This is a genomic window from Echinicola pacifica DSM 19836, assembly GCF_000373245.1.
Taxonomy (GTDB): domain Bacteria; phylum Bacteroidota; class Bacteroidia; order Cytophagales; family Cyclobacteriaceae; genus Echinicola; species Echinicola pacifica.
Genome location: NZ_KB890741.1, coordinates 124,170 through 132,151 on the forward strand (window position 1 = coordinate 124,170; position 7,982 = coordinate 132,151).

General features: G+C 41.3%; 6 protein-coding genes. 4 read left to right on the forward strand and 2 right to left on the reverse strand.

The features are described from left to right. The first annotated feature begins 7 nt into the window (after positions 1 to 7). On the forward strand, positions 8 to 1,519 hold the full coding sequence (locus tag B050_RS0109860) for an NAD(P)H-hydrate dehydratase (protein WP_018473752.1): 1,512 nt from the start codon (positions 8 to 10) through the stop codon (positions 1,517 to 1,519). A 167-nt stretch (positions 1,520 to 1,686) separates the two neighbouring features. On the opposite strand, the gene asnS is transcribed toward B050_RS0109860, so the two are convergent. Further along, positions 1,687 to 3,138 (reverse strand): asparagine--tRNA ligase, encoded by a 1,452-nt coding sequence (gene asnS / locus B050_RS0109865; protein ID WP_018473753.1) that lies wholly within the window; start codon positions 3,136 to 3,138, stop codon positions 1,687 to 1,689. 217 nt (positions 3,139 to 3,355) lie between these two features. On the opposite strand from asnS, the gene rpoN reads away from it, so the two are divergent. Genes rpoN through B050_RS0109880 form a run of 3 tightly spaced genes read left to right on the forward strand, consistent with a single transcriptional unit; the run spans position 3,356 to position 6,216 of the window. Further along, entirely contained in the window at positions 3,356 to 4,807 is a 1,452-nt protein-coding gene (gene rpoN / locus B050_RS0109870; RefSeq protein ID WP_018473754.1) for an RNA polymerase factor sigma-54, read from the forward strand. 47 nt (positions 4,808 to 4,854) lie between these two features. Continuing rightward, positions 4,855 to 5,430, forward strand: a complete 576-nt coding sequence (locus tag B050_RS0109875) for a phosphatase PAP2 family protein (RefSeq protein ID WP_018473755.1) — start codon at positions 4,855 to 4,857, stop codon at positions 5,428 to 5,430. 6 nt (positions 5,431 to 5,436) lie between these two features. Next, positions 5,437 to 6,216: an enoyl-CoA hydratase/isomerase family protein gene (locus tag B050_RS0109880; protein ID WP_018473756.1), complete on the forward strand. Its 780-nt coding sequence runs from the start codon at positions 5,437 to 5,439 to the stop codon at positions 6,214 to 6,216. 111 nt (positions 6,217 to 6,327) lie between these two features. Here B050_RS0109880 and B050_RS0109885 read toward each other — a convergent pair whose 3' ends face one another. Next, positions 6,328 to 7,065 carry a porin family protein gene (locus B050_RS0109885; RefSeq protein ID WP_018473757.1) on the reverse strand — a complete coding sequence of 246 codons (738 nt, stop codon included), beginning with the start codon at positions 7,063 to 7,065 and terminating at the stop codon, positions 6,328 to 6,330. Positions 7,066 to 7,982: the final 917 nt, after the last annotated feature.

The following is a 7,982-nucleotide window of genomic DNA, read 5'->3' on the forward strand; positions in this document are numbered from 1 at the left end:
AATTGAAATGCTTGAAATCATCTCTGGAATTTCTGTCAAAAAAGTAGATGAAGGCTTTGTCCTTGACAAAGGAATCTCTTCCCATAAACTTATGGAGAATGCAGCTTTGGCATTTTGTAATTGGTTTGAAAGACACTACCAAAGAAATGACAAGGTGGGGATCTTCTGTGGTCATGGAAATAACGGAGGAGATGGGCTGGCCATAGCTCGTATGCTGTGGCGTAAGGGCTATGATGTAATTGTTTTTTTGGTGGGAGAGAATAATGAGCCTTCTCCTGATTGCAAACTAAATAGAGAATTGCTTCCCGATAAGCTCCCTGCATTGTCAATGAGCCATGAGGACATTGCGCATATGGAGTACGATTTGAATATTGTGGTGGATGCGTTACTTGGTGTAGGAATTAATCGACCTCTTGAAGGAGATTATAAGAATTTAGTTAATAAGCTCAATTCCCTATCTGGCCTCACCAAAATCTCCATAGATATACCCACTGGACTTCCATCTGATGACTGCTTGGCAGGCGATGCGTTTATAGCTGATATCACATTGAGTTTTCAGTCTCCAAAATTTTCATTGCTCTTCCCGGAGCATGCTAATTATGTAGGACAATTGAAAGTAGTAGATATAGGAATCAATCAATTTTACCTGAGCCAGTTTTCCGAAGGTAAGTTCTATGTACAGAAAAAAGATATTGCCTTAAGGCATAAGAATTTTAGTCGGTTTTCTCATAAGGGTGACTTTGGAAAAGTAATGTTAGTAGGTGGCAGTTTTGGGTCTATGGGTGCTATTCGGATGAGCTCTGAGGCTGCTTTAAGAACGGGCAGTGGATTGGCCTGTTGTATGGTGCCGGGCTGTGGAGTGGATATTATGCAGGTCTCACTTCCTGAAGCGCAAGTATGGGCCAAGAAGGATTCTGACTGTATCGATGCAGATTATTTGGGTTATAATTTTGATCGGTTTGACGCTGTGGGCGTAGGGCCTGGAATGGGGACCCATGACACTACTGCTGAATTTTTGAGAGGATTCCTGACCAAATATAAAGGCCCAATAGTAGTGGATGCAGATGGTCTAAATATCCTGGCGAAACATCCCGAGCAACTTAGTTTGCTTGCGGATCGAAGTATATTGACGCCCCATCTGTTGGAGTTTGAGCGACTCGCTGGGCACTGTAAAAATCATAAAGATAGATTGCAAAAAGCTTCTGACTTTTCTAAAAAGCATAAGGTTATCATTGTATTGAAAGGAGCTCATACGTGTATTACCTTTCCTGATGGACGTCAGTTTTTTAATTCCACTGGTAATAAGCATATGGCTACAGGAGGATCCGGTGATATTCTTACAGGTATGATTACTTCGTTCTTAGGCCAAGGCTATTCTTTTGAGAATGCAGCCCTGTGCGCTGTATTTCATCATGGACTATCAGGAGAGATTGCCTCCGCGGATAAAAAGAGAGGAACCATTGCCACGGATATTATTAAGTCGATACCGCTGAGTTATCTTAGGTTAGGTATTGAATAGAAGGAGTAATAGGCCTTTCGCCTCCTTAATATTTATTCTAGAGCTATCGGATTATACTCATTTTATCGTCTGCTGAAAAAGATTCTTAGATCTGCCAGGAGTATAATACAAAAGCACTTTTTAGTATTAAACTAAAAGGTGCTTTTGTATTTATAAGATAGATGCTTTTAGAATTCTGCGTTTCCGGGAGTTCTAGGGAATGCGATTACATCTCTGATATTACCCATGCCAGTAACGAACTGCACCATTCTTTCAAAGCCCAGTCCAAAACCTGCGTGTGGGGTAGAGCCGAATCTTCGGGTATCTAAGTACCAATGAAGTTCTTCAGGGCTGATATCCATCTCCTCCATTCGGCTGGTTAATTTCTGAAGGCTTTCTTCACGTTGTGAGCCACCCACGATTTCACCAATACCGGGGAATAATATGTCCATAGCAGCAACCGTCTTTCCATCCTCATTTTGCTTCATATAGAAAGCCTTAATGTCTTTAGGATAGTCGGTAAGGATTACAGGCTTTTTGAAATGCTTTTCTACTAGGAATCGCTCATGCTCAGACTGTAGATCAGCGCCCCAATCTTCTATGAGGTAATTGAATTTTTTCTTCTTGTTTGGCTTAGAGTTCCTCAGGATTTCTATTGCCTCAGTATAAGTCAATCGTTCGAAATCATGTTCCACCACAAATTTCAACCGCTCTAATAGGCCTAATTCACTACGTTCATTGGTAGGTTTCTTGTTGTTTTCCTCTTCTGCTCTTTTATCTAAGAATTCCAGGTCTTCTTTGCAATGCTCCATGGCATAGGAAATGATGGATTTCAGGAAATCTTCTGCCAAATCCTGATTGTCCTCGGCATCGAAGAAGGCCATTTCAGGCTCAATCATCCAAAATTCCGCCAAATGACGCGTGGTATTTGAGTTTTCAGCTCTGAAGGTTGGTCCGAAAGTATATATTTCCGACAAGGCCATTGCAGCTAATTCTCCTTCTAACTGGCCGGATACGGTGAGATTTGTTTCTCTTTCGAAAAAATCCTCCTTGAAGTTTATATGCCCTTCCTCAGTAAGTGGAGGGTTTTTTAGATCAAGGGTGGTCACCTTAAACGTTTCTCCGGCACCTTCCGCATCTGAGGCGGTGATGATCGGGGTATGGATATAGAAGAATCCTTTATTATTGAAATACTGATGGACAGCGAAAGCCAAGGCATGGCGGACTCTGAATACGGCCCCAAAGGTATTGGTACGCATTCTCAGGTGAGCGATCTCTCTCAGGAATTCCAAGGAGTGACGCTTGGGCTGAAGGGGGTATTTTTCAGGATCTGCTTCCCCAAGGACTTCCAGGCTGGTCACCATTAGTTCAGTAGCCTGCCCCGCACCTTGTGATGCGACTAGGTCACCAGATGCTTTGATGCAGGCTCCTGTGGAGATCTTTTTTAGAGTATCTTCTCCCACGACATCCGGGGCTGCCACCAGCTGGAGATTGTCGATGACTGAGCCATCATTTAGGGCGATAAAAGAGACGCTTTTATTGCTTCTTTTGGTCCTTACCCATCCCATTACAGTTACACTGTCTCCTATTTTATTGCTGTCCAGCAAAAACTTTATCTTCGTTCGTTTGTTGAATGCCATAAGAATTTGTTTGTTATCGAGCTATTGCCTTAATTCCGTGGATTAAAGCTAACGATTGTTTTAAAAACGGAATGCAAAAAAACGATATAATCACGTTTTTATCAAAATTTTGCGGTAATTTCCTAAATTTGAATACGCAACCTAGGAGCCAGATAGCTCCTTAAAGTATTATGCTTAATTTTTATCTATTAAACCGAAAGATTCTAGAGCGCACTATATGCAGAAGTTAAATTTAAATCAGGTACTTTCCCAGAAGTTGAGCCCTCAGCAGATTCAATTCATAAAGCTGTTGCAGGTCCCTACCGCTGAGCTAGAGGCTAGAGTAGAGGAAGAACTGGAGGTGAATCCGGCATTGGAAGAAGGGAAGGATGAGGGTGACGATCCTCAGGAGGAGGTGCTCGCGGATTCTTACGAAGAAGAAAGAAAAGAAGATAAAGACCTAAACCTGGACGATTATCTCTCCGATGATTATGGCGGATATAAGATGCAGGGAGATGGTAACTATTCCCCAGATGATGAAGATCGCGAAATGCCCTTGTCCTCAGGCACCTCTTTACACGAGCAGCTTCTGAGCCAATTGAGTTTTTTGAGAGTAAGCGATCACCAAAAACTAATCGGTCGTCAATTGATTGGGAGTATTGAAAGTGACGGGTACATACGTAGAGACCTGGAAGCGATAATAAATGACCTGGCCTTCAGCCAAAATGTCGAAACAGATCTGGATGAGGTAGAAGAGGTGTTAAGGAAAATTCAGAATTTTGACCCTGCGGGAATTGCCGCCAGAAGTCTTCAGGAATGCTTAATTATCCAGTTGGAGCGTAAAGAACACCAGGAAGATCCGATTGTTCAAAAGGCATTAAAGGTCATTGGAGATTGCTTTGATGAGTTTACCAAAAAGCATTATGACAAAATTCTTAAGAAATGCAGCCTGAATGAAGATGATCTTAAGGAGGTAATCCATATGATTACGCGATTGAATCCTAAACCAGGAGGTGGATCAGATGGCCTGATGAGGACTCAATACATTATCCCTGACTTCATCCTAAATAATGTCAATGGAAAAATGGAGATCAGCCTTAATTCCAGGAATGCACCAGAGCTGCGAGTGAGCAGATCTTACTCCGAGATGTTTGAGGCTTATGATAAAAGTGACAAGAAAGATAAGAAGCTGAAGGATACGGTAAGTTTTGTTAAGCAAAAGTTAGATGCTGCAAAATGGTTCATCGATGCGATCAAGCAACGTCAGCAGACCTTATTGCGCACCATGCATGCCATTTTGGACTATCAATCAGAGTTCTTTGTGGAAGGTGATGAGACCAAGCTTCGTCCGATGATCCTAAAAGACATCGCTGAAAAGATAGATATGGACATCTCCACAGTTTCTAGGGTGGCCAATAGTAAGGCTATTCAAACTGAATTTGGCGTGTTTCCTTTGAAGTATTTCTTCTCTGAGGGGATTTCCACCGATGGAGGCGAGGATGTTAGTAATAGGGAAGTGAAGAGCGTCTTACAGCGGTTGGTGGATGAAGAAGAGAAACGTAAGCCACTTTCAGATGATAAATTGGTGAAGCTATTAAATGACAAAGGATATAATATTGCCAGAAGGACTGTGGCTAAATATCGAGAACAATTACAAATTCCTGTTGCAAGACTAAGAAAAGAACTGTAGTGTATCGAAAAATTGCCCTCTTTCTTTCGGTTTTGTTTCAACCATTGATGATGCCCACATTGGTCTTTGGCGTACTGCTCTATGCTGTGCCAGAGGCTACGAATATTCCATATCAAATGAAGGGCTCGTTATGGCTGATGGTGTCTGTGACCACGCTATTTATCCCTATGCTTAGCGTAATGGGCTTACAATATATGGGTTCCATTCCTAGTATCCATATGGCAGTCAAGAAGGACAGATACCTTCCTTTTGGAATGGTAAGCCTTTTTTACGTGATTATTACCTATTTCTTTTACGCGAAGTTAAATTTCGATGATCTGACGGTGTTCAGCTTGATTACAATGACAGGTACCGTTATCTTATTGACTATAGTGACCTTCTTCTGGAAGGTAAGTGCACATATGACCGGTTTATCTGGTGTATTGGCTATAATTATCATTTTGAGCTGGAAGTACCCAGGGAGCTCATTATTGTACCCTCTACTGGGGACGATCATGACCTGTGGCTTGGTAGCTTCAGCCAGATTATATCTGCAAGCTCACCGGCCTGGAGAAATCCTGGCAGGGTTTTGTCTCGGTTTTAGCGTATGCTTTATCGCCTTTTATTATTACCTATTAACCTGATCAAAAATGACCTATAAAACCATCCTGTACACCGACCACTCTCATTGGGCAGAAATTCAGCTTAACCGGCCAGAAGTTTATAATGCCATCACACCATTGATGCTGGAGGAGTTGCTGGATGCATTTGGGAAGGCAGAACGCAAAGAGCCTATAAAATGTGTGGTGCTTACAGGTCATGGCAAGGTCTTTTGTAGTGGGCAAGATTTGAAATCTGTGGGAACTGATATTGATGCTATCCCTTTTAGAAATATAATTACCGAATATTATAACCCCTTGATCATGCGTATCCGAACTCTCAAAAAACCCGTGATAGGGAAGATAGAGGGGTTAGCCGTAGGTGCCGGAGCTTCATTGGCTTTGGCCTGCGATATATTGCTGATGTCCAAGGAGGCGTACATTGCACAATTGTTTGCCCAGATCGGCCTGGTGATGGACGCTGGAGCTAATTATTTCCTGACCAAAAAAGTGGGAAGGGCGATGGCATTTGAGTTAGCGACCACGGGGAGGAAAGTGTATGGTGAGGAAGCCTTGGCCCTAGGGCTTGTCAATAAGGTGGTAGAGGAAGGAGAAATGGATCAAGCACTGCAGTTTTACCTGGATATTTACAAGGGGACGTCTTCTCATTCTATCGGTCTGATAAAGAATATGCTGAATAGAGCAGGGGAAATGAAATTAGAGGAGGTATTAGAGATGGAAGCAAACTGCCAGGAAAAGGCAGGGAGACATCCTGATTTTAAAGAAGGGCTGTCTGCATTTTTGGAGAAGAGGCGGCCCAATTTTAAATGATGACGCACCTGTCGTTTTTCTATTGAAGGACTTTATATAGCTAATGGCTATATAAATCAAAAGCCCGGGACTTAGTCTCGGGCTTTTGATTTTTTAAATAGTACCTGTTATTTAGAATAAGGCAACTGACATTCCAAAGTTGAACTGCTGGGCCTCCGTGTCAAAAGGACCTTGGCCTTCTTTAAACACCTTGTTTAAGCCATAATAAGCCCAAAGGTTAAAACCTGCAAATCCTATTCTGGAATATACGCCGTAGCGGAATTTATTAATTCCATAATCCTGAGCTGTTTTTATTTTCTGCTCTAATCCATTCGAATCAGTGAACTCGATTTTGGTGTGCGCATTATAAAGCATACCTACCTTGCCACCAAGTGCCATTCTAAAACCTTGCTGATAATCACTTTTATTAAAATGGTATCGTAGTTCAAGTGGAATATCTATATAATTCAATGCCGTCGTGTTTTTGGTGACGAGGATATTTTCTCCATACACATCCTCAATTTCGACCAATTGGCTAGAGTTGGATCCTTTGTCGGGATCATTGATTAGCATATGATTATGCTTAAAGGCTAGCTTATCCATTCCAAAACCAATGCCGGGGTTTAATGTCCAGCCACTGCGGTTGCCTAGGTTAATAGGTCTTTGGAAATATATATTGGCAGTTTTGGAGGGGAAGAACTCTGTTCCTAAATCATCCGATCTATGATTCAACATATTGAAGCCAAAATCAAAAAATAAATCGCCCTTAATATTCGGACGTCCTTTTAGTGATTGCGTGGTTTTATTTTCCTGAGCCAAAAGTGTCATTGGCAATACAAAAGCTACTATAAATGGAATTAATCTTTTCATGAAGAACTATTTGCTGATTTAATTTCAGGGAGCTAAATTATAAAATCTTGGGTGATTGTAAGTGCTTTTTATCTTAATAATTCTTAAGTAAGCTCAATAGCCTCCATTTTTGAAAGCAAAGCGGCATATATTTTCCTCTTTGTGGATGGGCTCCTGGCCATCGTTGGTCCTAATGATCTACTCCATGTCCTTTTACTCAGCAATGCCTTTATACTTATTATAGTGTAAACGAGCATAATGAAAAGAGATAGTTGTAAAACCAAAAGGGTTAGTCTTTAATAGCTGAGGCATAATAGGAGTCACGTTATGATCTTTTGTTATTTCCTCCCTTTAATTGGGAATCAGCTTATCATTTATATAGCGATTCAAGGCTGTGGGTGTTGGATTTCAATAGCTGGAGTTAATAATTAACCTAGGATTCCTGGCGTATGATTATTTGGGCGAATGAGAGGCAAGGGCGATACTATATATATAATACTAATGATTTGGCAAGAAGGATAATGGATAATCGGATAGAGTAGTCAGGTTGGGGAAGGCGAACAATCTATTGGCACTTCTGTTATAAGGATCCTGATTTTAGTGTCGATGGTTTTTACCATATATATATAGTGATTAGTTATAATAGGGTTCAATCCATGAGTAACACTTATGAGCTAAGCTTGAACTCCTGACGTATGATTTTTTGGGCGAATGAGAGGCAAGGGCGTTACTATATATATATAATACTATTGACTGGGCAAGAAGGAGAATTGCTAACCGTCTATATTAGTCAAGTAGGGGAGGGCGAACAATGTATTGGTACTTCTGTTTTAAGGATCCTGATTTTAGTGTCGATGGCTTTTACTGTATAAAGTGATTAGTTACTAGGGCTTAATGCGTGCGAAAGGCTTATGAGCTAAGCTTGAATTCCTGGCGTA